This window comes from Shouchella clausii, from assembly GCF_002250115.1.
Classification (GTDB): Bacteria; Bacillota; Bacilli; order Bacillales; family Bacillaceae_D; genus Shouchella; species Shouchella clausii.
Genome location: NZ_CP019985.1, coordinates 3,368,835 through 3,392,107, shown reverse-complemented (window position 1 = coordinate 3,392,107; position 23,273 = coordinate 3,368,835). Strand labels below are relative to the sequence as shown.

20 protein-coding genes are annotated in these 23,273 nt (G+C 47.2%); 2 read left to right on the top strand and 18 right to left on the bottom strand.

What is annotated here, in order from left to right; genetic code table 11:
• Nucleotides 1-54 precede the first annotated feature (54 nt).
• Both BC8716_RS16480 and BC8716_RS16475 read right to left on the bottom strand, forming a co-directional pair.
• Entirely contained in the window at nucleotides 55-1,695 is a 1,641-nt protein-coding gene (locus BC8716_RS16480) for a DAK2 domain-containing protein (RefSeq protein WP_094429279.1), read from the bottom strand.
• Between the two features lie 58 nt (nucleotides 1,696-1,753).
• Nucleotides 1,754-2,116: an Asp23/Gls24 family envelope stress response protein gene (locus BC8716_RS16475; RefSeq protein ID WP_011247153.1), complete on the bottom strand. Its 363-nt coding sequence runs from the start codon at nucleotides 2,114-2,116 to the stop codon at nucleotides 1,754-1,756.
• Nucleotides 2,117-2,309: 193 nt separating this feature from the next.
• On the opposite strand from BC8716_RS16475, the gene rpmB reads away from it, so the two are divergent.
• Nucleotides 2,310-2,498 (top strand): 50S ribosomal protein L28, encoded by a 189-nt coding sequence (gene rpmB / locus BC8716_RS16470; RefSeq protein WP_011247154.1) that lies wholly within the window; start codon nucleotides 2,310-2,312, stop codon nucleotides 2,496-2,498.
• 43 nt (nucleotides 2,499-2,541) lie between these two features.
• On the opposite strand, the gene spoVM is transcribed toward rpmB, so the two are convergent.
• The 13 genes from spoVM to BC8716_RS16405 form a co-directional block, all read right to left on the bottom strand.
• Entirely contained in the window at nucleotides 2,542-2,622 is an 81-nt protein-coding gene (spoVM, locus tag BC8716_RS16465) for a stage V sporulation protein SpoVM (protein ID WP_094427447.1), read from the bottom strand.
• Nucleotides 2,623-2,872: 250 nt separating this feature from the next.
• Nucleotides 2,873-3,520, bottom strand: a complete 648-nt coding sequence (gene rpe / locus BC8716_RS16460; protein WP_094427444.1) for a ribulose-phosphate 3-epimerase — start codon at nucleotides 3,518-3,520, stop codon at nucleotides 2,873-2,875.
• Between the two features lies 1 nt (nucleotide 3,521).
• Nucleotides 3,522-4,403: a ribosome small subunit-dependent GTPase A gene (rsgA, locus tag BC8716_RS16455; protein ID WP_094427442.1), complete on the bottom strand. Its 882-nt coding sequence runs from the start codon at nucleotides 4,401-4,403 to the stop codon at nucleotides 3,522-3,524.
• A gap of 151 nt (nucleotides 4,404-4,554) precedes the next feature.
• A complete protein-coding gene (gene pknB, locus BC8716_RS16450; protein WP_094427440.1) occupies nucleotides 4,555-6,675 on the bottom strand; it encodes a Stk1 family PASTA domain-containing Ser/Thr kinase in 2,121 nt (706 codons plus the stop codon).
• Nucleotide 6,676: 1 nt separating this feature from the next.
• Nucleotides 6,677-7,426: a Stp1/IreP family PP2C-type Ser/Thr phosphatase gene (locus tag BC8716_RS16445; RefSeq protein ID WP_094427438.1), complete on the bottom strand. Its 750-nt coding sequence runs from the start codon at nucleotides 7,424-7,426 to the stop codon at nucleotides 6,677-6,679.
• A 42-nt stretch (nucleotides 7,427-7,468) separates the two neighbouring features.
• Nucleotides 7,469-8,815, bottom strand: a complete 1,347-nt coding sequence (gene rsmB / locus BC8716_RS16440; RefSeq protein WP_094429277.1) for a 16S rRNA (cytosine(967)-C(5))-methyltransferase RsmB — start codon at nucleotides 8,813-8,815, stop codon at nucleotides 7,469-7,471.
• Nucleotides 8,808-9,749, bottom strand: a complete 942-nt coding sequence (gene fmt, locus BC8716_RS16435) for a methionyl-tRNA formyltransferase (protein ID WP_094429278.1) — start codon at nucleotides 9,747-9,749, stop codon at nucleotides 8,808-8,810. The genes rsmB and fmt overlap by 8 nt, the downstream gene beginning before the upstream one ends.
• A 13-nt stretch (nucleotides 9,750-9,762) precedes the next feature.
• A complete protein-coding gene (gene priA, locus BC8716_RS16430) occupies nucleotides 9,763-12,153 on the bottom strand; it encodes a primosomal protein N' (protein WP_094427435.1) in 2,391 nt (796 codons plus the stop codon).
• 1 nt (nucleotide 12,154) lies between these two features.
• Nucleotides 12,155-13,360, bottom strand: coding sequence for a bifunctional phosphopantothenoylcysteine decarboxylase/phosphopantothenate--cysteine ligase CoaBC (coaBC, locus tag BC8716_RS16425; RefSeq protein WP_094427433.1), 1,206 nt, complete (start codon nucleotides 13,358-13,360; stop codon nucleotides 12,155-12,157).
• Between the two features lie 113 nt (nucleotides 13,361-13,473).
• Complete coding sequence (gene rpoZ / locus BC8716_RS16420) at nucleotides 13,474-13,686, bottom strand: DNA-directed RNA polymerase subunit omega (protein WP_094427431.1); 213 nt, start codon at nucleotides 13,684-13,686, stop codon at nucleotides 13,474-13,476.
• On the bottom strand, nucleotides 13,686-14,303 hold the full coding sequence (gene gmk, locus BC8716_RS16415) for a guanylate kinase (protein ID WP_094427429.1): 618 nt from the start codon (nucleotides 14,301-14,303) through the stop codon (nucleotides 13,686-13,688). Before gmk ends, rpoZ begins: the two co-directional genes overlap by 1 nt.
• Nucleotides 14,304-14,329: 26 nt before the next feature.
• Nucleotides 14,330-14,593, bottom strand: coding sequence for an extracellular matrix/biofilm regulator RemA (remA, locus tag BC8716_RS16410; RefSeq protein WP_011247166.1), 264 nt, complete (start codon nucleotides 14,591-14,593; stop codon nucleotides 14,330-14,332).
• 159 nt (nucleotides 14,594-14,752) lie between these two features.
• Nucleotides 14,753-17,488, bottom strand: coding sequence for a cation-translocating P-type ATPase (locus tag BC8716_RS16405; RefSeq protein ID WP_094429276.1), 2,736 nt, complete (start codon nucleotides 17,486-17,488; stop codon nucleotides 14,753-14,755).
• Between the two features lie 156 nt (nucleotides 17,489-17,644).
• Between BC8716_RS16405 and BC8716_RS16400 the strand changes: the two genes are divergently transcribed.
• On the top strand, nucleotides 17,645-19,351 hold the full coding sequence (locus tag BC8716_RS16400) for an Rqc2 family fibronectin-binding protein (protein ID WP_094427427.1): 1,707 nt from the start codon (nucleotides 17,645-17,647) through the stop codon (nucleotides 19,349-19,351).
• 85 nt (nucleotides 19,352-19,436) lie between these two features.
• Here the strand turns inward: BC8716_RS16400 and BC8716_RS16395 are convergent, their stop codons facing one another.
• The 3 genes from BC8716_RS16395 to BC8716_RS16385 form a co-directional block, all read right to left on the bottom strand.
• On the bottom strand, nucleotides 19,437-22,028 hold the full coding sequence (locus BC8716_RS16395; RefSeq protein ID WP_094427425.1) for a YfhO family protein: 2,592 nt from the start codon (nucleotides 22,026-22,028) through the stop codon (nucleotides 19,437-19,439).
• Nucleotides 22,029-22,256: 228 nt separating this feature from the next.
• Entirely contained in the window at nucleotides 22,257-22,520 is a 264-nt protein-coding gene (locus BC8716_RS16390) for a hypothetical protein (protein ID WP_035201533.1), read from the bottom strand.
• Nucleotides 22,521-22,592: 72 nt separating this feature from the next.
• Nucleotides 22,593-23,264: a class I SAM-dependent methyltransferase gene (locus BC8716_RS16385; protein WP_094427424.1), complete on the bottom strand. Its 672-nt coding sequence runs from the start codon at nucleotides 23,262-23,264 to the stop codon at nucleotides 22,593-22,595.
• Between the last annotated feature and the right edge of the window lie 9 nt (nucleotides 23,265-23,273).

Here is a 23,273-nt window from a genome sequence, read left to right as displayed (position 1 = left end):
GTCCATGCTCCTTATGCCTTGCTTATCCATGTTCTCGTCCTTTATGAAGCCGGGTCATTCGACTGAAAAAATGTACGAGTACAACGGCTGTCCGCCCTCAACAATATCGACTTCCATGTCGGCATGGCGCTCATTGACGTAAGCTTCAATTTGACTTGTATCGTCTGCGGTCGCGTCTTCGCCCGTTATAATCGTCAGCACTTCTGCTTCCTCATCAATCATTTCATCAAGGAGCTTTTTCGCCACGTCTTGTTTACGAGGGCCACAAGCAATAATTTTTTTGTCGGCTATCCCCATAAAATCGCCCTTGTTAATCGTCTGATTATCCATTTGCGTATCCCTGACTGCGTACGTTAACTCGCCCGTTTTTACTTCCTTCATCGCTTCGGCCATTGCGGCGGCGTTCTCTTGCAAACTGTTTGATGGATTAAATGCGAGCAACGCTGCTAAACCTTGGGGAACCGTCTTCGTCGCCACGACTTCAACGTCCGCTTCGCTTACCTCTGCAGCCTGTTTGGCAGCCATGACAATATTGCCGTTGTTTGGCAAGATAATGACTTGTTTGGCATTGGCTTTATGAATAGCTTGGACAATGTCTTCTGTGCTTGGGTTCATCGTCTGCCCGCCGGCAATGACTTGGTCAGCGCCAAGGCCCTTAAACAGTTTTTCAATTCCTGAACCCATCGCGACCGTCACAATCGCAAACTCTGCTTTCGGCCGTGCCGTTGCTGGGGCATGCCCAGCGTGGCTGTCATTTGTTGTAAGGCGTGCGTGCTGCTCGCGCATATTTTCAATTTTCACTTGCATGAGTGGTCCATACGCTTGGGCCTCTGTCAACACTTCGCCTGGATATTCCGCATGGATGTGCACTTTTAATAAATCATCATCTGATACAACAAGAAGGGAATCGCCGTACTCGCTTAATTTTTCTCGAAAAGCTTCTTCATGAAATGGCTGCTTTTCCAGTTTTTCACGGTCAAAACGCACCATCAACTCCGTGCAATAGCCGAATTCAATATCGCCCGTTTCCATATGAGACTGGGCATTTTGCGCATGAAAGTGCTCTGCATTAATCAAATCGCCTATACTTGGCTCTGCCAACAAGCTCGGTTTCCGCTCGCCTGTAAGCGCTTGTAGAAAGCCAGCATAAATATAAACAAGCCCTTGCCCGCCTGAATCGACAACGCCGACCTCTTTTAAGACAGGGAGCAAATCTGGTGTGCTTGCAAGAGAGCGCTCTGCCGCTTTGATGATCGTTGTTAAAAATGACGGAAAGTCCGTTTCTTTTTTCGCTGCCTGCTCTGCTGCTTTAGCGGTGTCTTTCGCTACAGTCAAAATCGTCCCTTCGACTGGCTTCATTACTGCTTTATAAGCAGTGGCCACACCCGCTTGCAATGCTTTTGCAAATTGTTCAGTCGTCAACTCGCTATGTCGTTCCACCGCTTTGGAAAAGCCTCTGAACAATTGCGATAAAATGACGCCTGAGTTCCCTCGTGCGCCCATTAGAAGCCCTTTCGCAAAAGCGCTAGCAACTTCAGCCACGTCCCCTTGCTGCGACTTCTGGATTTCTTTGACGCCAGAAGTGATCGTCAAATTCATGTTTGTTCCCGTATCCCCGTCTGGAACCGGGAATACGTTAAGCGAATCAACTACATCCGCTTTGTTCGCTAGCTCGCTTGCCCCCTCTATAAACATATGGGCAAGCGTCTCGCCATTCAATTTCTTGCTCACTTTGTCTTCCCCCTTCTCGATCCTAAGGATTCGCGACGCGAACCCCTTGCACAAAAATGTTCACCGATTCCACTTCAAGCCCAAGCATTTTCTCTAAATCGTATTTCACTTTTGTTTGGACCATATGGGCGACTTCTGAAATTTTTGTGCCATAACTTACGATAATGTACATATCAATGTGAAGTTCTTCCCCTTCTTCACGGGTAATCACACCTCGACGGAAGTTTTCTTTTCCTAACAGCTCCGCTAACCCGTCTTTAAAGTGTTTTTGTGAGGCCATGCCGACAATGCCGTAGCAATCAATCGCTGCGCCTCCTGCAATCGTTGCAACCACATCTTGTGACACATCGACTGTACCAAGCTCCGTTTTCATTTCAATTGTCATTGCTCTGCCTCCTTCAAATAGTAACCATACGTATCGCCATTTTACTATATCGCCTTCTATTTTAAAAGCTTTTGATTTGCGTCAAGCCTTTTTACTTGTCTTTTTTTATTGCGTTATGGAAAGGCCTATGCTAAGATGTTTGAGTAACGTTGACTACGTGTTTTTGTTGAGAATGTTAAGGAGGTGGCACTACATGGCTCGTGAATGCTATATAACTGGTCGTAAAGCGCGTTCTGGGAATAAGCGCTCTCATGCAATGAATAAATCAAAGCGTCGCTTTGGTGCAAACGTACAGAAAGTTCGTATCTTGGTAGACGGAAAGCCGAAGCGTGTATATGTTTCGGCGCGCGCCCTTAAATCAGGAAAAGTAGAACGCGTCTAAATACGCAAAAAAAACACCGCAATTACTGCGGTGTTTTTTTATCTTATTCTTTTTTAAATGAGCCAAGCATTGCTCGAACAAATCCTCCTAAAAACTTCGGCAGCTTGATCGTATAAAATCTCATTGCTCCTCCTCCTCAAGCACTGGCAATCAGGCACGCCTGAACAATAAATTTTGCGAGCACACGCCAAACCGAGATTTGCCCTTCATTTGAATGAGTCAGCAGCCTGATTTGCCGCTCTCCTTTCATGAGGTCAAACGCCTTCTTGACGTGTCCACCCGTAGTTATTATTAGACTATGCAGCAAGAGGAAAAATCAGACCTGTTTTCCTAGGCGTCACAAGGGTTTTAACATGAGGGGTAATTCGCAGCATTCACTGGCCGCGGATTTGCGCAATCGCTTTTGCTAAATCGGCTTCCTTGAACACTGCCGATCCAGCGACAAGAATTGTCGCTCCTGCTTGGACACATTGTTGTGCTGTCGTCGGGTTAATGCCGCCGTCTACTTGAATATCTACTGGCAGCTGGCGTTCATCAATCATGGCGCGGAGCTTTTTAATATTGGCAAGTGCCCCTGGAATAAACGATTGCCCGCCATAACCGGGATTGACCGTCATTTGCAGCACATAATCGACGTCTGCAAGCACAGGCTCAGCAGCATAAGCAGGAGTGCCAGGATTAAGAACAATCCCTGCTTTCATGCCTGCTTCTTTTATAGCGGCAACCGTCCGGTGCAAATGAGCGCTAGCTTCAACATGAACACTGAGGCAATCGGCGCCTGCTTGTTGAAAAAACGCGATTTGTTTTTCAGGTTGCTCGACCATTAAATGGACGTCTAATGGAAGATCTGTATAAGGGCGGATCGCTTCCACCATTTGGTGTCCAAATGTGATTGGCGGCACAAATTTCCCGTCCATCACATCGACATGAATCCAGTCGGCCCCTGCATCGTCACAAGCTTGGACTGTCTCTCCCATTCTTGAAAAATCACCCGCTAAAATTGAAGGCGCTACTTTGATCATGTTAATATCTCCTTTTTTGATCTTGAATTTCATGTAAAAACTGCAAGTAGTGTTTATAGCGGAAAGAATCAACATCCCCAGTTTTTATTGCATCCTTAATGGCACACTTAGGCTCCTTGTCATGAAGGCAGCCTCTAAATTTACAGTCATCCATCAAGCTTAAAAACTCTGGAAAACAAAAGCGGAGGTCTTCTGCCTCCATGTCCGTAAACTCCAGCGAGCTAAACCCAGGGGTATCAGCGACAAGGCCTTCACCTATCGGCAAAAGTTCAGTATGCCTTGTTGTATGACGTCCCCGCCCAAGATGCCTTGATATTTCATTCGTTTCAATTTTTGCTTCTGGGGCAAGCGCATTCAATAGCGAAGACTTCCCGACTCCAGACTGGCCAGCAATCACAGATACTTGGTTTGCCAACAACGGAAGCAATTCGCTAGGATCATCGGCCTGTTTCGTCGATGTATATAGGACGGGATAACCGATTTGCTCATACACCGCCATTTGCCGAGTTAGGACATCCCGTTCACTCGCCTCAAGCAAATCGGTTTTGCTAATGACCAATACAGGCTTGATATCATGTTGTTCGATATGTACCAAAAAGCGATCCAACAAAAGCGTATGAAAATCAGGCTCTTTTGCCGAAAAGACGAGAATCGCCTGGTCAACGTTGGCGATAGGTGGTCGGTTTAGCTGATTTTTCCGTTCTTTAATCGCCATCACATAACCGTCCGTTTCATTTTCCGCCTCAAATTCGACATAGTCGCCGACAAGCGGCGTCTGCTTGCGCTTCCGAAAAACCCCTCTGCCTCGGCATTGGATAAGCGCCCCTTCGCTTTGTACATAGTAAAAGCCAGAGAGCGCTTTGACAATCAGTCCTTCTGGCATACCATCCCTCTCTTTCCTGCTTGATTTTCACGACCACTCGTTCTTTTTAACGTCCGGCTGCTTATTGAAAGAAGGGCGCGTTTCCACGCCCTAGAGACTGTAAACAAACGCTCGCATATGTCGTCGTTGACAACATCAGGCGTTCGTGCGCCTATTCCTCTTCCTCAGTGTACGTATAGATTTGCGACTGCCGATTGAATTCATCATTTATATATACATCGTAAGAGCCTGTGTAGCTAGGACTTACACGCAAATCGATTTCAAAATCAGTCGTCTCACTAATCGTTTCTTCCACAAGCACTCGTTCATCGCCTTGTGAATCGGCATCTTTGCCAACGATGCGAATGTCAAAACTTTGCCCTTCTGCTTGCTGTTCTTCTGAAACGACAATCGTTTGCGTTACGCGATAAACCATCGTCGGCTCTCCCTCATCGTCTTCGCCTTGAGTAGGCGTTTCTTCAACAGGGTCTTCGGCTTCATCTGTAGGCTGCTCGGGGACTTCCGCTGGAGGTGAGCCAGGCTGTTCTTGAAGCGGCTCTGGCCCTCTTGATAACACCACACTCACATTGTCCCCTCTCTCTAGCGTTGACAACGGCTCTGGAGACTGGCTAATGACCCGCCCTTCCGCGATGTCGTCGTCGTATTCCCTCGAAAATGAGCCACGCAAGCCTTCGCTGTTAAAATAAGCACGTACATCATCTTCTGTTTGGTTCGTTAAGTCATCCAATTGAATCGATTCAGGCACGCTGTATGTGAGCACGACCGTCGTCTCGGCAGGAACAGCCATTGTGTTCGGCGATGGGCTTTGGGATAATACTGTATTTTCCGGCTCGCTGTTGTCTTCCCGTGGCTGTGTCTCTACAGAAAATCCTTTCTGCTCAAGGAGCCTCGTTGCCGATGAAAGGGTAAGCCCTTGGTAATCATCAATTTTGACTTCATCTTTCGAGGCGCTTATAAATAGTTTGACCGGCTGGCCTTCTTTAATGACCCGGCCCGCTTGTGGATTTTGTCGGGCGACGCGTCCTTCATCGTAGTTTTCATCGGCGATTTCTTCCGTTTCTACCCGTAAATTACGGGATTCAATTTCCTCAACCGCTTCTGCTTCGGTCATATTGACAACATCAGGCACCTCTTGCTCAGGAACGAAGAAAAGCGCGTTCCAAAACGTAAAAGCGAGGACCGTTGCCCCGATGAGCACTGCTAGTGCAACCGCGCTCAACCACAGCCATTTTTTCCGCTTTTTCTTTTTCACTCCGTTGCCATCATCAGAAGTGGTGTTCGCTTCCGGTTCAGGCACGTTGTCGTCTTCTGCCTCTTCTTGATGATTACTAGGTTTGCTTGGCACTGCAATGGTATCTTCTAAATTTTTATCGGCATAGGCGCCAATAATCGGCAATTCCTTCGTCGTTTCGTCACTAACCGTGTCTTCGACAAAAGCGACATCTTCCTCAGCATCGGCGGATAGCGCAGCATCGCAAGCCCAGACCATTTCCTCTGCAGATTCATAGCGTTGCAGTGGGTCTTTTTGAGTCGCTTTCCTAATGACATTTTCAACGCTTATAGGGACGCTTGGCACCAATTCACGTACAGAGGGAATGTCGTTTTGTAAATGTTTGATTGCAATCGAAACAGCCGTATCTCCAGAAAACGGAATCTGCCCTGTCACCATTTCATATAAGACAATGCCAAGTGAATAAATGTCAGAGCGATAGGTCACATGGCCGCCACGTGCTTGCTCCGGCGATAAGTAGTGGACAGAGCCCATAACAGAATTAGTATGGGTGATCGTTGCTGACGTCATCGCCCTCGCAATTCCGAAGTCCGTTACTTTCGCTTCGCCGTTTTCGCTAATTAAGATGTTTTGCGGCTTAATGTCGCGATGGACGATCTGCATGGCATGGGCATGGCCGACACCGTATAAAATTTGCTTAAAATAATCAAGGGCAACGCCAATGTCTAAAGGCCCTTCTTCTTGAATCACTTGCTTTAATGTGCGCCCGCGCACATATTCCATCACAATGTAGTAGACGTTGTCTTCCTCGCCGACATCGTAAATGTTTACGATATTCGGGTTGGCAAGACTTGTCGCCGCTTGGGCTTCACGCCTAAAACGATTAATAAACTGTTCGTCTTCTGAGAATTGTGGCTGGAGCACTTTTACTGCCACGTGCCGATCAAGAATCACATCCAGCGCTAAATAAACATTGGCCATTCCGCCGCCGCCAATGCTGTCCAAAACGACGTAACGCCCGCCAATTCGTTCGCCTATCATATTATTCACCTATCTCCTTGCTAAAACGGACAAGGGCGATCGATATATTATCCTCTCCGCCACGTTCATTTGCTCGAGCAATCAGAGACTTGGCGATGACAGACAGCTCCTCTTTGCGCTCGACCTCGACTTGCAACTCTTTAATAGCAAGCTTGTTGGACAGACCATCAGAACAGATCATTAGCGTATCGATAAACTCAGAAGGAATCGTAAAAGAATCGACTTTCACTTGCGCTTCTGTACCGAGTGCCCGTAGCACGATATTCTTCCGGGGATGGTGATCAGCTTCTTCTGCAGAAATTTGGCCACTGCGAACCAGTTCTGCAACAAGTGAATGGTCATCGGTTTGCTGGACCAATTGCTTTCCATTATAAATATAGGCGCGACTATCGCCAACGTGGGCAATCGTCGTGTATTCTTCAGTACAGACAGCAGCAATAGCAGTCGTGCCCATCCCTTCGCAATCAGGGTTCTCTTTGGCGTGGGCCAAAATCGAGGCATTGGCGTGTTCAAACGCCTCCTTTAAAAATTGTTCTGCAGATGACGCTGACAGAGGCTCTTTTAACTTGCGCCACTCAGCCTCCATTACTTCTGTCGCCAGGCGGCTAGCAACATCGCCGGCAGAGTGGCCGCCCATGCCGTCAGCGACGATCGCAAGCGTGCCTGCTGCTGATACAAAAATGCCGCCATTGTCTTCATTATGGGACCGCACTTTGCCTACATCTGTTAAAAATGCTGTGCTTTCAATCAAAAAACGTCACCTCATTTAGCAGTCTCTTCTTTGCGCCCAGGCTCATTCATGCTTCCGCGTTAAAGCAACCATAAAAAACCCGTCTGTGCCAAAATCATGGGGCAATATCGTTAGGCCAAGCTGGCTAAAACGCCCGTTTGCTTGAATGTGATCAGGCAACCTTCTATAAAATCGTTCATTCGTTTCGAACTGTGGATGAGTGTCTAAAAAGCGTTCTATCGCATGTTCGTTCTCTTCTTTTTCAATTGTACACGTGCTATAGACAAGCGTGCCACCCTGTTTGACAAACTGGCTTGCATGGGCGAGAATCGCTGCTTGGACGTTGGCAATGTGCTTTACGTCCTTTTCTGTCTTCGACCAACGGATGTCAGGCTTGCGCCGGATAACGCCAAATCCCGTACAAGGCGCATCGACAAGAACCCGGTCATAGTGTTGTTTTGTTTGAAGCTTCCTTGCATCTTCTGCACGTGTTTCAATGTTCTCAAGACCGAGCCTCGCTGCTTGCTCGGCAATGAGCTTGACTTTATGGGGGTGGAGGTCTAATGCTAAAATATGGCCCGTCCCGTTCATTTGTTCGGCAATATGGGTGGTTTTCCCTCCTGGCGCCGCACAAGCATCAAGGACATCCATTCCCTCTTCTGGACCAAGAAGCTTAGCGACAAGCATAGACGCTTCGTCTTGAGCGGTGAAAAGTCCTTTTTTGTAGGCTTCCCCTCCAAATGGATTGCCTTTTTTTATTAGGACAGCCAAATCAGGAAGCAGCTTGCTCCTTTCTGCCTCAACTCCTTCATTCCCTAAATGCGCCACTAGTTCTGCTGCTGTTGTCTTCATCCTATTGACGCGCAAACACACTTCAGGGGGAATGTTATTGGCATTTGCCATTGCAATGGCATCGTCTTTGCCATATTGGTTCATCCAGCGAGCCATCAGCCATTGCGGATGGCTCGTTTGCACGGCGGCTCGCTCGATTGGATCAGCAATTGCATCGACGTTAGGCAATCCTTGCCGTTGGATGGAGCGAAGAACACCGTTGACAAGGCCGCTAATGCCTTTATGGCCTCGTTTGTTGGCAATCGTAACAGCCTCATGGACAACTGCACGGTCAGGAATGCGATCCAAAAATACCATTTGATAGACAGAAAGGCGCAAGAGTACATCTATCCATAAAGCACGTTTTTTACCTGATTTTATAAAAGGCGCCAAATAGTAATCAAGCGTTTGCTTCCTGGCAATCGTACCGTAAACGAGTTCCGTCAGCAGCCCGCTGTCGCGCTTGTCCAACCCGGCGGCCTTTAAAGTCGAATGAAGCAACAGATGGCTATACGCTTGGTTTTTCTCGACCTTGAGCAGCGCATCAAGCGCCACTTCGCGAACGCTCGGCCTATTCATGCCCTTCACCGAGACGCTTTCCTACTTGGAACGGATGGGCTCCTTGCAGCAGTTGGTTTGCTAGCACCGCTTTTTTTCCTGCTGGCTGGACAACCGTCAATCGCAAAATCGTCCCATTCCCGCAAGCAACGTCAATTCCTTGTTTTGTCGTGGCTAGGATTTCACCAGGCTCGCACTCATGCTCCCCTGCTATTTCTTTTGCCTCCCACACTTTCAAACGGTTGCCGTTTACAAGCGTATAGGCAACTGGCCATGGCCGCATTCCGCGCACTTGGTTGAATAGCGCCCTTGCTGGCTTTTGCCAATCGAGCACTTCTTGCTCCCGTTTAATATTAGGAGCAAACGTTGCCTTGTCCTCATCTTGCGCAACGGCCTCAATTGTACCCTGTTCTAAAGCAACAATCGTTTTTTCAAGCAAATCGGCGCCAATCGCGCTTAGCTTGTCATGCATCGTCTGCACGTCGTCTTCATCTGTTATCGCTACCGCTTGCTGGGAAAGAACAGCTCCAGCATCAAGCTTTTCCGCCATATACATAATCGAAATGCCTGTCTGTTTCTCGCCGTCGATAATCGCTTGATGAATCGGGGCCCCTCCGCGGTATTTTGGCAACAGTGAAGCATGCACATTGATGCACCCGTATGGAGGAGCATCAAGGACAGCTTTTGGGACAATCTGCCCGTAAGCAGCGGTTACGATTAACTCCGGCGCAAACGCAAGAATGTCTTCATGCTGCTCGCGAATTTTTTCCGGTTGCAGTACTGGAATCCCATGTTTTTGCGCTTCTTCTTTTACCGGGCTTGGCGTTAGCAGGCGTTTGCGGCCAACTGGACGGTCAGGCTGTGTGACGACTGCCAATACCGTATGAGTATCAATCAGCCGTTTTAAAATCGGCACTGAAAATGCCGGCGTTCCCATAAAAACAATTTTCAACAGTTCCACTCCTTACTTACATAAAGAAATGCGGATTTACATCTATGCTAATTTGCAGTTTTTTGTTCGTTGCATCGCGCAAATAATGGCGCATGACGGTATCAAGTATTTCTTGAAGCTTTGGTTCATGCCTGTATTTTATCACGCATTGGTAGCGATATCTATCTTTGATCCTGGCAATTGGCGAGACAACCGGGCCGAGGACAACAGTTTCTTCGTTTAAGCTCTCTTTTAAGTAACGGGCAACTTTTTGTGCCGCTGATATCGTGCTCGCAAGCTCCGTATCGGAAATGGTCAAGAGCGCCATATAGTAATAAGGCGGATAACTGCCCTGTTTGCGCAGTTGCATTTCCTTGGCGAAAAATTGTTCATAGTCGTGGCTTTTTACGAGCTGGATGCTATAGTGGTCAGGTGTATATGACTGGATAATGACCTCGCCTTTAAGCTGGTCACGCCCAGCCCTCCCTGCCACTTGTTCCAACAGTTGGAATGTCCGCTCAGCACTGCGGAAATCAGGAATATGCAGCATCGTGTCTGCTGTTAATACGCCAACAAGGGTAATCCGCGGAAAATCGAGCCCTTTGGCAATCATTTGTGTTCCTAATAAGATGTCAGCATCACCTTTCCCGAATGCTTCCAGAAGTTGTTTATGCGCCCCTTTTTTTCTCGTTGTATCGACGTCCATCCGTATTACTTTTGCTTCAGGCAAAAGGCGCGCTAACTCTTCTTCGACTTTTTGCGTACCAGAGCCAAAAAAACGAATATGATCGCTTCCGCATTCTGCGCACGTCTTTGGCATTGGCTGTTCATCGCCGCAGTAATGGCATTTGAGCGAATTGCCAGCCCGGTGGTATGTATAGGAAATGTCACAATGGCTACAGCTGGCCACATAACCACAATCCCGACACATAACAAACGTCGAGTAGCCGCGCCTGTTTAAAAACAGCACACTTTGTTCGTTGCGTTCAAGGCGTGCTTGCAACGCTTGCAGCAACTGCCCTGAAAACATCGAACGGTTGCCACGTCGCAGTTCTTCACGCATATCGACAACATCGACCTCTGGAAGGGGGCGCCCTTTAATTCGTTCCCTCAAAGACAAAAGGCGGTATACGCCTTTTTTGGCACGAGCAAACGATTCAACTGAAGGAGTGGCGCTGCCTAAAAGAACAGGAGCCTTGTGCTTCCGTCCCCGGTAAAGGGCAACATCTTTCGCATGGTAGCGCGGCGTTTCTTCTTGTTTGTAGCTCGCTTCGTGTTCTTCGTCAATGATAATGAGGCCAATGTTTGTAAACGGAGCAAATACAGCCGAGCGCGCTCCAACAACGACTTTTACTTCTTTACGGTAGATTTTCCGCCATTCATCATATTTTTCGCCACTCGATAAACCAGAGTGCATAATCGCCACCAAGTCACCGAACCTTGCCTTAAAACGCGTTACCATTTGCGGTGTTAATGAAATTTCCGGCACAAGCATCATCGCTTCTTTGCCTTTTTCCAACACTTTTGCAATGGCTTGCAAGTAAATTTCCGTTTTTCCACTCCCTGTTACGCCATGAAGGAGCATCGCTTCATGGTGGCCGTTTTCAATCGCTGCTTCAATGGGGGCAATCACCGCTGCCTGCGCTGGCGTTAATTCCAGGGGAGCGCTAGGGGGGATTTGCTCATGTTGCAACGGATCACGGTAAACTTCTACATCCGTCTCTTTCGCAAACCCTTTTTCAATTAACGCTTTTAATATCGCCCTAGTCGTTTTGCTCTGTTGTAGCGCATCCTTTGTTAGGATTGGGCCATTTTCCTGCAAATAGCAAAAAAGTTCCCGCTGCTTTTTGGCACGTTCGGGAATGTCCTCTACTTGTTTCGGCAAAGCTTGTACGAGTCTCGCTGTCTTTTTGGCGCCTTTTTCAGTCACTTTATATACGAGTGAGACTACCCCTTCGTCAAGCGCTGTTTTTAGAAGCGACAGATCTTGTTTCATGAGACTGCGTGCTTCTTCCCATGGTACGACATCGTGGTCCGCGAACAGCGTTTGCAGCGGCAATGGCAACAAATCCAGTGCCGCTTTACGCTCAACTTGTTTGCTGACTTTTGTTTTTAACGCGGCTGGCAGCATCGCAGAAAACGCTTTGACTTTGTAACAAACGGTTGTTTTTGCCAACCAGTCCCCAAGTTCTAACAATTCTTTGCTAAGCACTGGCAATGGATCAAGCACTTCACTAATTGGCTTTAGTTTCGTTGCTTCGCTCGTTTGTTCGAGAGCGACGACAAACCCTTGTATGCGCCTAGGCCCAAAAGGGACAATCACACGGGCACCTGGGCGTGCAAACGCTCGCCATTCGTGCGGCACTTCGTAATCAAATAGCCTGTCCGTCTGTGCTGTCGGCACATCAACAATGACACGGGCAATCACTTTACGCTTCACGCCTTTTCATATAAGCTTCTAGTTCATTGAGGATTTGCTTGGCTACCTCTTTTTTTGAGGCTTGCGGATAAGCCGTTTCCTGTCCATCTCTAGTAAATACAGTGACCACATTTGTATCAACATCAAAGCCAGCGCCTTCAGTAGTAATGTTGTTCGCGACGATTAAGTCAAGGTTTTTTCGTTCAAGCTTGCTTTTGGCGTATGTGTGCAGTTGCTCAGACTCGGCTGCAAAGCCGACAAGAATTTGTTCCTGTTTATGTTCGCCAAGAAAACGCAAGATATCTTTTGTCCGCTCTAGTGCAACCGACCATTTGTCTGCGTTCTTTTTCTGTTTATGGGCAAAAACGTCAACAGGTTGGTAATCGGCAACTGCTGCTGCTTTTATGACGATATCTGCTTGTTGATAGCGCTTATTTACCGCATTGTACATTTCCTCCGCTGTTTGTACGGCGACCGTCTCAACGCCAACAGGAGCTTCAAGCGCCGTCGGACCTGTTATTAACGTGACATAAGCGCCGCGTCGCCGTGCTTCTTGCGCCAGCGCATACCCCATTTTTCCAGAAGAGTAATTGCTGAAAAAACGAACTGGGTCAAGAGGTTCCCTTGTCGGCCCTGCCGTTACGATTACCTGTTTGCCTCGCAAAGCTGTCGCCTCTTCCAAAAGCGTATCCACCAGTTCGAGCAGTTGCTCTGGCTCGGCCATACGGCCTTTGCCGACCCAACCGCAAGCAAGATAACCCGCGCCAGGTTCAATTAATTGATAATGATAAGACCGTAGTTTTTCCATGTTTTCCTGTACAGACGGGTGTTCGTACATGTTGACATTCATTGCTGGTGCTAATGCCACTGGCGCTTTCGTTGCCAACACAAGCGTTGTCAGCATGTTGTCAGCAATGCCTGCCGCTAATTTCGCAATTGTATTGGCGCTTGCAGGAGCAATCAAAACAAGATCCGCCTGGTCAGCAATGTCAATATGGGCAATTTTTGTTGCGTCTGGTTCTGTAAATGTATCTGTATAAACAGGATTACGAGATAGTGCTTGAAACGTCAACGGCGTTACAAACTTCGTGGCGGCTTCTGTCATGACCACATAAACGTTCGCCCCCGCCTGTGTTAACTTGCTGACAAGCGCTGCTGTCTTGAAAGCGGCGATGCCTCCGCTCACGCCTACTACAATCGTCTTGTTTTTTAACATGGTGCTTACCTCCATTTAGGCAAAGATGCAAAAAAGCTGTCTTCTTTGGGCCAAGGTGCCGATATGGCAAACCAAATGTGTACGAAGACAGCTTTCGTTTTTATTCGCTTTTTTCACTGCTCCTCTTTTGGCACACGCTTTGTCAGCTGATCGTTCACAATTTCCTCAAGGGCAATGCCGACAAACTTATGTGACTTCGGCTTTTCCACAAGAGGCACCCGGGCAGCGTCTTCTTTCATTTCACGAGCACGACGTGCAGAGACTGTAACAAGCGAGTATTTTGAATCCAATTTTTCTAGCAAATTGTCAATTGAAGGGTACAGCATTATTTCTCGACCTCCACAAGTTCTTTGTATTTTTTTATTAGGCGTTCCCGTTTGCAATGTTCAGCTGTTACAATCGCTTTAATTCGCTCGACCGCCCATTCGACTTTATCGTTTTCGACGACGTAATCATACATTGTCATTAAATCAATTTCTTCTTTTGCTACTGTCATCCGTTCATTAATAATGTCTTCTGTTTCCGTGCCTCGGCCGACAATGCGGTCGCGCAATTCTTTTAAGCTTGGAGGCGCTAAAAAAATAAATACGCCTTCTGGAAATACGTTCCGTACTTTTTGCGCTCCTTGCACTTCAATTTCTAAAATAATGTCTTTACCAGCATTGATCGTCTCCTGGACATAGTCAATGGGCGTGCCGTAATAATTGCCAACATACTCGGCCCATTCTAGCAATTTTCCATCCTCGATCATTTGCTCAAATTGTTCTCGTGTTTTAAAAAAATAGTTAACACCATGCTTTTCGCCTTCGCGCGGTTTCCGCGTCGTCGCCGAAACAGAATACTCAATCGCTGTATTCTGCTTCCGCAATGCCCCGCAAACCGTGCCCTTGCCGACGCCTGCAGGCCCTGATAATACGATAAGCAGCCCTTTTTCTCTTTTCATCAAACTGACTCTACCTCCATTTTCGCTTAGGCGTCTTCCACTCCATCCTCTTTCGTATGTAGCCGTTGGGCGACCGTTTCTGGTTGAACGGCGCTCAAGATGACATGGTCGCTGTCTGTAACAATAACAGCTCTCGTTCGCCGACCGTAGGTTGCATCAATCAACATATTGCGGTCACGCGCCTCTTGCATAATCCGTTTGATTGGCGCGGATTCCGGGCTGACAATTGAAATGATCCGGTTTGCGGAAACAATATTGCCAAACCCGATGTTAATAAGCTTTATCGTCATGAAATAATCCCCCGTTTTCGGTCAGCCATGCATTCTATCATCCATTATACCAAATCTTCTAGGAGTTATACGAATGATTATGAAGTCCCAAGTAGATACGTATTCAATCTTGTATTTTACCTCATTTTTTATAAGACATCAACAAAATGACCCCCTTGCTTAGCGGGCAAGGGGGATATTTTCTCTTGTGTTGTTTTTCGGTTCCTTTTTAAATAGCTGGAAACCGCCAAGGACGACCGTTGGAATTGCCGCCATGCCAATAACAAGCAGCCATTCTCTAAGCCCTAACGCAACTGTATGGAAGACAGGCTGCAACTGAGGCACATAAATAACGGCCACCATTAACAAGATCGAAATCAAAACAGCACCAACTAAGTATTTGTTCTCAAACAAATGACGGTGGTAAATCGAATATTCGCTTCTGCAGTCAAAAACATGGATTAACTGGGCCATGACAAGCGTTAAAAACGCAACGGTTTGCGCAAGCGTGAGCTGTGCCGGATCATTTTCATAGGTGAGTGAGAAAGCAGCAATCGTTACTGCGCCGATCATAAAACCACGGCTAATGATCTTCCAGCCAAGTCCACGGGCAAAGACACCTTCGTCTTGTTTGCGCGGCTTCCGCTTCATTACATCCCCTTCCGCTTGATCCATTCCGAGAGCAACAGCAGGAAGCCCGTCTGTCACTAGGTTAATCCATAAAATTTGAATGGCGACAAGCGGCAGCGGCATACCAAGCAGAATGGCAAACAACATCACCAAAATTTCGCCGACGTTCGAAGCCAGCATATAGCGGATAAACTTGCGAATGTTTTCGTAAATGTTGCGCCCTTCTTTTATCGCTTCCTTAATCGTAAGGAAGTTGTCATCAGCAAGGACAAGCGACGAAGCTTCTTTAGCGACGTCTGTGCCCGTCACACCCATAGCGATGCCGATATCCGCCTGCTTAATCGCTGGCGCATCGTTAACACCATCCCCAGTCATGGCGACAATATCGCCATTCTTTTGCAGTGCTTTGACAATTTTTAATTTATGCTCAGGGGAAACGCGGGCATAGACATATACATCTTCGACGACTTCTTCCAATTCTTCAACCGATAAACGGGAAAGTGTTTTTCCGTCCATGACTTTCCCGCCCTTTGGCAAAATCTGCAACTCTTTCGCAATCGCGGCCGCCGTCACTTGATGGTCGCCTGTAATCATAACCGTTTTAATTCCAGCTTCTCGGCACTCTTGAATTGCATCTTTTGCTTCTGCCCGAGGAGGATCAATCATTCCTTGGATGCCGACTAATATTAAATTCTTTTCGGCATCATCGCCATTTTTGACATTCTCCTTCCCCATTAAAGGGCGGTAAGCAATCGCCAATGTCCTTAGCGCTTTTGATGCCATTTGCTCGACAACGCCCTCAATTTCGGTCTGTTTTGTTGCTGTCAACGTCTCTGTGCGCCCATCCGTGGCTACTGCGTTGCAGCGGGCAAGAACGACATCAGGCGCTCCTTTAGTGACAACATAGGCTTTGCCGCTCTCGTCTTTAACGATCACACTCATCATTTTCCTCGTTGAGTCGAATGGAAATTCTTCAACTCGCTTGTAGGTTGCTGAAAGCCCTTCTTTCGTAAAACCCGCTTTTAAAGCGGCAATGACAATGGCCCCTTCCGTCGGGTCGCCATCAAGGGAAAGGCCGGTTTGGCCTTTTTTCTTGCCCCCTTGTTTTTTAACAAATTGGGCGTTGCTGCACAAGACGCCATAACTAAGCAATCGGCAAAAAGTCGGTCGTTTTGCAATCGCTACTACTTCTGCGTTTTTCGTAAAATCGCCCTCTGCTTCATAACCTGAGCCACTAACATGAAGCCATTCATTGTTCGCCCATAACTGCTTAACCGTCATTTTGTTTTGTGTAAGTGTGCCCGTTTTATCAGAGCAAATGACGGTCGCACAACCGAGCGTCTCTACTGCTGGAAGTTTGCGGACGATTCCTTTGCGCTTAATCATTCGTTGCACACCAAGAGCGAGTGCAACAGTAACAATTGCTGGCAAACCTTCTGGGATGGCTGCAACGGCAAGAGAGACGCCGGAAATAAACATCGTATGCAAATCATGGCCTTGAAGCAAGCCAATCAAGACGATAAGCGCCGTTAAGAATAAGGCGACAGCGATCAGCGTTTTGCCAAGTTGCTCCAACCGCCGTTGCAAAGGGGTCATGACAGGTTGCGCTTCTTGCAATAAATGGGCGATTTTGCCCATTTCCGTTTTCATTCCTGTACCGACGACAATGCCAATTCCGCTTCCTTGCGTCACCATCGTTCCCATAAATGCCATGTTTTCCTGATCGCCGATCGGCACATCCAGCTTGGCGATTTCTTGTCCATGTTTGTGGACAGGGACGGACTCGCCAGTGAGCGAGGCTTCATCAATGCGCAAGCCAGCTACGTGGATCAAGCGTATATCAGCGCCAACCCGGTCGCCGGCCCCTATTTTGATCACATCACCAGGGACAACTTCAGCTGAAGGAACTTGCCCCCATTCGCCATTGCGCAGGACATCCACCTTAGGTGCTGACAGCTCTTTTAAGGCATCAAGTGATTTTTCGGCTTTGCGCTCTTGGACAAAACCGAGAATCCCATTTAGCAACACAATGCACATAATTGTAATCGCGTCGAGCACTTCGCCAATCAGACCAGATACGAGCGTCGCAGCCAACAAAACAAGCACCATAAAGTCTTTAAATTGCGCCAGAAACGTGGCCAACGCTGATGGTCGTGGCGCTTCTTTTAGTTTGTTTGGGCCATAGGTGCTGAGGCGCTTTTTGACATTTTTGTCTGTCAATCCTTTCGCTATATCTGTATTTGTTTTGTACTCCACTTCCTCTGACTTCATGCTATACCATTTCATTGCCTCACCCCACATTCACTTGTACTCACAAGATGCCCTCCTAACTTGTACATGCTTCGGTATACAAGCCATCTTATTCAGTGTCAGGCAAAAAAATGCTATACTCATTGTGAAACATCGTCGCAATGGAAGATGAGGAATGAAGAGGTGAGATACATGTCTTTTGACGGCATGATGACAAGAGCGATCACACATGAATTGCAGCAATTAGTCGGCGGCCGGATCAATAAAATCCACCAGCCATTTAAAACAGAACTTGTATTTACAGTTCGAGCAAAAGGGAAGACCCATGCCCTTCTCGCCTCTGCCAACGCTGTGTTTGCGCGCATGCACTTAACAACGGAAAAATACGACAATCCCGCCGAGCCGCCGATGTTTTGTATGTTGTTGCGGAAACACTTGGAAGGCGGCATCATTACGTCCATTACCCAACATGGCTATGACCGGATAATTGTTTTGAAAGTCGCCAATAAAGATGAGCTTGGCGATACAACAGAAAAAACGTTGGTTGTTGAAATCATGGGGCGACATAGCAACATTATTTTAGTTGACGAAAAAACAAACACGATTATCGACAGCATTAAGCATGTCCGCTTTGACCAAAGCAGTTATCGTCTCGTTGGTCCTGGACAGCCATATAAATGGCCACCAGAGCAAAATAAACTCGACCCTCTTGCGGCGACAGAAGAAGACGTTCTTTTAGCGCTTGATTTTCATGGAGGGAAATTGGACAAACAACTTGTCCAATCATTTGCGGGTCTTTCTCCGTTGATCGCAGCTGAAATTGTCGCCCGGGCCAAATTGGCGAACCGGCAAACGTTGCCACCTGCATTTGTTAGCACGTTGGCACCGTTGAAAAACCACGAGTACACGCTAGAAATCGTACAAGGTGAAAAAGACTTTTTTTCAGTCATCCATCTTACTCATAAAGACGGGGAACGCCACGTGTATTCCTCACCAAGCGCTCTTTTAGATCGCTATTACTACGGCAAAGCAGAACGGGACCGGGTCAAACAACAAGCGTTCGATTTGGAGCGCTTGCTCAAAAACGAATACCAAAAAAACAAACGGAAACTAAAAAAGTTAGAACAGACGCTTCAACAAGCCGATGAAGCAGACAGCTACCAAAAACGAGGAGAGTTGCTAACTGCCAACATTCATGCCGTTCACCGCGGCGCTTCATCGGTTGACGTCATTGACTATTATGACGAAAATGGCCAAACTATCACTATTGCCCTCGACCCGCAGAAAAGCCCAGCGGAAAATGCGCAGTCCTATTTCAAACGCTACCAGAAAGCGAAGACAGCGCGTATTGAAGTCATGAACCAACAAGAGAAAACAGAACAAGAACTCAGCTATCTTGATTCGCTGCTCGCGCAAATGGCTTCTGCCTCTCCCCGCGACATTGAGGAGATTCGTGAAGAGCTGATCGAAGGTGGCTACATTAAAAAGCGGCAACAAGGCAAAAAGAAGAAAAAACAACTGGATAAACCGCAGTTGGAAACATACCGTTCTTCTACTGGCATTGAGTTTTTAGTAGGGAAAAACAACCGCCAAAACGACTATTTGACAAACCGTCTCGCACGGCAAGATGACATTTGGCTCCACACGAAAGACATCCCAGGTTCCCACGTCGTCATCCGCTCGGCCTCGCCAGATGAGGAAACGTTAACAGAAGCAGCGCTTGTCGCCGCCTTTTTCTCGAAAGCGCGTGACTCCGCTTCCGTTCCTGTCGATTATACGAAAATCCGCTATGTTAAAAAACCAAGCGGCGCCAAGCCTGGCTATGTCACATACGACAAGCAGACGACGCTTTACGTAACGCCAAAAGAAGACATTGTCCGCTCGCTTCGTATCGATTAAAAACGTACAATGAATCGCACAACACACAACACACTCCTGTATAGTCGCAGACGAGAGCGGCAAACAGGAGTGTAGTTAGTCGATTTTATGAGGTACTTCGCCAGCGCACATATATCCACGTCGCTGTCGCCAACAATCCACATCCACTTAGAAGAAGCGATGTGCGAAAATAAGGCGGCAAATAAGAAAAGACAATCTCATTTTTCCCTTCTGCAATCGTCGTGCCGAGGAAAGCATAATTGGCCTTTTCGACTTGCTGCTTCTTCCCATTGACGCTCACTTCCCACCCTTTCTCATAAGGGATTGGGACAGTCAAATGAGTGTCGCCGTTTTTATTGTCGTAGGAAAGACGTAGTGTTCTCCCCTCAAAGGAAACGTGAATGGATTTGTTTGCCTCACGGGCATACACATGTCGGAGCCGTTGATACGTCTCACTTTCAAGCGATAAGTCCTTAAGTGTGTATGTGCCTTTTGGCACTCGCAACGACACGATTTCACGAGAAGGAACACGAATGGTCAAATCATTGACATCTGTTTTGTAAATCGAACTCCGCGATTTGCGCCACGCTTTGTAATCGTTGACTTGCAATGTAAAACGGGGTGCTGTTTTCGATTGGTTTTGCAAATAAAACGAAACATAATCATCGGCTTCCTCGGCTGCCCGGTTCGCAAATACAATATCAATGCCGCCGACCTTATCCGTAACAGAGAGTGTGCCGTTTTTGTACGTGCCTCCTACTGCATTGATTCGCGCCCTTTCCATTAAGTCTGTCTCCGGAACCACTTTTGCTGTTGCTTTTCCAGATGCAAGCACAATCCCTTCTAACATCGCATGTTCACGAACAAGTGGACTGAACTTTTCTAAGTCTTCCTCCAGGAAGACGTTTGACGTTGCCCTGGCAAATGGGAGCAGCCATTGATTTTCATATAACGCATAACGATCATTTTCATAGTAAAGGGTGAAGCCGTAAGGAATAGCAGCCTCTTCCTTTTTGTCAACTAACTTAAATTGCACGTTCATGAGGCTATGGAGGTTGGCGCGATCACCAAAGCCATAATACCGGCTGACACTTTCTCTTCCCATGTCAATTTGCAAATGATCATAGTAAAAATGGAGAATGTTTCCGTTCAGCACACTTGAATAGGCGCTATTGCCATAAAAACCTTGAATGAGCGGAGTGTTGTTGCGGAAATCGACCATCCATTCGATTCGTGCCAATGGATGCTTTTTCTTTTTTAACGCTTGTTCGATCAGTTCCCCTTGCTGAGGCGAATCGTATGACTCGCTGCTCATAAAGCGTTCAGATGCTTGTTTTGTACTTGTAGTAGAAAAAAACGTTCTCGCTCCGGCGTTAATCAAAAGCAATTGGCAAACGATCAACAAGACGCAAAGCAAAGCCAACCTTTGGCGAGACTGGCGCAAACACAAAACAGCTAAACCACTTACGACAGCCCAAATGGCGAAGCCGACTGCATAATGGCTAGAGAGAAAAGGCAATAACAGCGTATCATCAAGTAAAAAGGCGAGCGCATAAATCATTAACATCGCGATAAGACCACGGGCAAGATCAGGCTTTGTTAGCGCCTGCAAGTGCATCATGCCACGTGCAATCACACCCCCTACCGCAAATGTCCCTATATACTCAAAACGAAATTGCGGCGCCGAAAGCCCATTAAAGATGCTCGCCACAAACGGGCTGTAATGGAACAAGCAAAACAATAGGGCAATGACGATAAACAAGCGTGCCGTTTTGTCGATATAAAGCTGCTTTATACAAGCAAACAAGACAAATAAAGGGGGCAACAGCCAAAATTTGCTTCCATATAAAAGATTGTCATGGACAGAAAACAGTGGGACTTTGTCTGTAAACGGCGGGCGATAGTTGCTAAAAAAACCGCTTACTGCTGGAATAAACGCCACCGCGCTTATGAAAAAACTGAGCGCTGCAATCGCCACGTAATAACGCAGTTGAGCGTTTATGGGCAGGCGGTCTTCGGGAAAGCGAATCAGCCAGCGTAGCAAAGCGTATACACTTAAAAAGATAAAATTCACATACGAAAAATAAAAGTTATTGACAAGCGACAGGCTCATGGCAGCAATCAGCCAAAACGGGTTTTCTTCCCTGATCAGCTTTTCGACGCCTAGCACAAGCAAAGGCAACCACAAAAAGGCGTCCGCAAAAAATTCCCAGTAAATCCCGTGTGTGAAGTACATGACACTCACCCCGTAAAAAACGGACCCTAAAAATGCATAGGGAAGAGACATTTTCATGTAGTGGAATACCATCGTCGCTAAAAAGAGGACAAGCGCCAACCTAGCTGCATTGATAAACACAGCTGCCTTTCCCCAGAACAACAGGTCAACGTTGGCAATCAGCCCGCTTATTTCCCCGGCATAAACAAGGAGGCAAGAGAAGGAATAAACCATACTCGTTGAAAAATAATAGGCGAGTTGCGAAAACGTGCCTGCACCTAAACCAAACTGGAGCGAATAAATCCACTGACCATGTTTTAACTGTTGGTATAAAAAATGCTTAAAAGGCAGGATTTGCCCAAGTCCGTCATTTGGCCCTGCCATAAATCGGCCAGCCGCTGTTTCATAAAAGAACAGGGCGTGGGCGAGCACAGCAACGACGATGCTTGCTCCTCCTACTAACAGCAATTGTTTCTTAGTCATGTTAACCCCAACTTATTCCCATTGCGTCATAATGTATGTTTAGCATGCCCTTCGCCAAACCTGCCATTCGTATCTGTGTTGCTGGCAAACGACTAAAAAGCCAGCCTTTCTTTAATAGAAAAGCTAGCTCAAATTAGTCTGAGTGCGGGCATCGACTTTACGTCGACAACTTAACCGTTAAGACAGCGACAGCGAAAAACAGATGCTTAATAAAACGTGTGTTGCTCACTACTTGCCGAATTGTTTTTTGTATTCTTCTAAACTTAGCCCGTACGCATCGGCTCTATACAAATCGCCGTTTGCCTCTAAGATTGCGGTTGCATCTTCGACAAAATGGCGGTCGGTCATTGAACTAATGCTCCGGATGACACCAAATAACGCATCAATTTTGGCATTGGCTTTTGCATTTTCATCGACTAAATGAGCAATTGTTTTTTCACAACTGGCTAGCCGCGCTTCAAGCTCTGCCTTTTTCTCGTTCGCTTCTTCCACACAAGCACCTCTTTCCTTGTATTCCTATTAAGCATACAAAATCATTGCGCTTCTGGAAAGAGGTCTTTGTTGTTAAGGAGAAGCCGGGTGTTTTTCCGCTTTGCTGATTAAGGCCAGGCCTTCAAGCACAGGCTCGTGCCTTACGTCGGCAAAGCCCCATTTTTTTAGAATGTCGCTTAACTCCGCTGTACTTTTTCGGTGGCGGCGTTCAGAGACAGTCGCCCATTTAAGCAAATAGTCCGTTTCCTCTTTAAGAAATTGCTGTCTTTGTGCATAGGCTTCCGCCGTCTCCATCGCCATTGAAGGAGCAGGGTTTAACAAGATGGCGATGCCACCTGGTTTTAAAATCCGGGCCATTTCTTTTACACCTTGGTGCAAATCTGGCAGCAAAAACAACACACATGTCGAAAAGGCGATGTCAAATCCACCGCTTGCGAGAGGCAACGATGCGGCATCCCCTTGCACAGCCTTTGCTTTATGGGCGACCCCTTTCTCCTGAAAAAGGGCATTGGCACGTGTGACCATGCCCGCTGATAAATCGACGCCAATTAATTTAGACGCTTCCGTTGAGCCTCGGAGCAGCAACCTTCCTGTCCCGCAGCCAATGTCGGCAATGGCTTTTCCTTGCCAACTCCCCGACTGTTGCTTTAAATGACTGTGAAGCTGTGAAAGCCAATTCGTGTTTGCCATTTGATCAAAAAAGTCAACAAGTTGATCGAATTCAGCGCCTTCCATTCGTCTCATCAACACAGC

What these genes read in the sequence shown, in the direction of transcription:
- BC8716_RS16480 (WP_094429279.1), bottom strand. Translation starts at nt 1,695, where the DNA reads ATGTTTATAGAGGGGGCAAGCGAGCTAGCGAACAAAGCGGATGTAGTT.
- BC8716_RS16475 (WP_011247153.1), bottom strand. Translation starts at nt 2,116, where the DNA reads ATGACAATTGAAATGAAAACGGAGCTTGGTACAGTCGATGTGTCACAA.
- rpmB (WP_011247154.1), top strand. Translation starts at nt 2,310, where the DNA reads ATGGCTCGTGAATGCTATATAACTGGTCGTAAAGCGCGTTCTGGGAAT.
- spoVM (WP_094427447.1), bottom strand. Translation starts at nt 2,622, where the DNA reads ATGAGATTTTATACGATCAAGCTGCCGAAGTTTTTAGGAGGATTTGTT.
- rpe (WP_094427444.1), bottom strand. Translation starts at nt 3,520, where the DNA reads ATGATCAAAGTAGCGCCTTCAATTTTAGCGGGTGATTTTTCAAGAATG.
- rsgA (WP_094427442.1), bottom strand. Translation starts at nt 4,403, where the DNA reads ATGCCAGAAGGACTGATTGTCAAAGCGCTCTCTGGCTTTTACTATGTA.
- pknB (WP_094427440.1), bottom strand. Translation starts at nt 6,675, where the DNA reads ATGATAGGCGAACGAATTGGCGGGCGTTACGTCGTTTTGGACAGCATT.
- rsmB (WP_094429277.1), bottom strand. Translation starts at nt 8,815, where the DNA reads ATGAATAGGCCGAGCGTTCGCGAAGTGGCGCTTGATGCGCTGCTCAAG.
- coaBC (WP_094427433.1), bottom strand. Translation starts at nt 13,360, where the DNA reads ATGTTAAAAAACAAGACGATTGTAGTAGGCGTGAGCGGAGGCATCGCC.
- rpoZ (WP_094427431.1), bottom strand. Translation starts at nt 13,686, where the DNA reads ATGCTGTACCCTTCAATTGACAATTTGCTAGAAAAATTGGATTCAAAA.
- gmk (WP_094427429.1), bottom strand. Translation starts at nt 14,303, where the DNA reads ATGAAAAGAGAAAAAGGGCTGCTTATCGTATTATCAGGGCCTGCAGGC.
- remA (WP_011247166.1), bottom strand. Translation starts at nt 14,593, where the DNA reads ATGACGATAAAGCTTATTAACATCGGGTTTGGCAATATTGTTTCCGCA.
- BC8716_RS16405 (WP_094429276.1), bottom strand. Translation starts at nt 17,488, where the DNA reads ATGAAATGGTATAGCATGAAGTCAGAGGAAGTGGAGTACAAAACAAAT.
- BC8716_RS16400 (WP_094427427.1), top strand. Translation starts at nt 17,645, where the DNA reads ATGTCTTTTGACGGCATGATGACAAGAGCGATCACACATGAATTGCAG.
- BC8716_RS16395 (WP_094427425.1), bottom strand. Translation starts at nt 22,028, where the DNA reads ATGACTAAGAAACAATTGCTGTTAGTAGGAGGAGCAAGCATCGTCGTT.
- BC8716_RS16385 (WP_094427424.1), bottom strand. Translation starts at nt 23,264, where the DNA reads ATGAGACGAATGGAAGGCGCTGAATTCGATCAACTTGTTGACTTTTTT.